Origin of the sequence: Massilia agrisoli (genome assembly GCF_020831365.1) — a bacterium.
Classification (GTDB): Bacteria; Pseudomonadota; Gammaproteobacteria; order Burkholderiales; family Burkholderiaceae_D; genus Telluria_A; species Telluria_A agrisoli.
Genome location: NZ_JAJHPV010000011.1, coordinates 1 through 583, shown reverse-complemented (window position 1 = coordinate 583; position 583 = coordinate 1). Strand labels below are relative to the sequence as shown.

1 rRNA gene is annotated in these 583 nt (G+C 51.6%); it reads right to left on the bottom strand.

The window, feature by feature from the left end:
- Positions 1–583, bottom strand: a 23S ribosomal RNA gene (locus LMJ30_RS07355); the annotation flags it as partial.

Here is a 583-nt window from a genome sequence, read left to right as displayed (position 1 = left end):
CCCACCTGTGTCGGTTTGCGGTACGGTCTCGTATGACTGAAGCTTAGAGGCTTTTCTTGGAACCACTTCCGATTGCTTCGCAGCACAAGGCCGCTCGTCCCACTCCCTTGAATTACGCACCCGGATTTGCCTAAGTGCCTTCTATGAAGCAGAAACTGACTATTCCAACAGTCAGACAACCTTCCGCGATCCGTCCCCCCATCGCATCATACGACGGTGCAGGAATATTAACCTGCTTCCCATCAGCTACGCATCTCTGCCTCGCCTTAGGGGCCGACTCACCCTGCTCCGATGAACGTTGAACAGGAAACCTTGGGCTTACGGCGTGGGGGCTTTTCACCCCCATTATCGCTACTCATGTCAGCATTCGCACTTCTGATACCTCCAGCATCCTTTACAAGACACCTTCGCAGGCTTACAGAACGCTCTCCTACCATATAGATCAAGTGATAAATCACGAGAAATATATCCGCAGCTTCGGTGACTGGCTTAGCCCCGTTACATCTTCCGCGCAGGACGACTCGATCAGTGAGCTATTACGCTTTCTTTAAATGATGGCTGCTTCTAAGCCAACATCCTGACT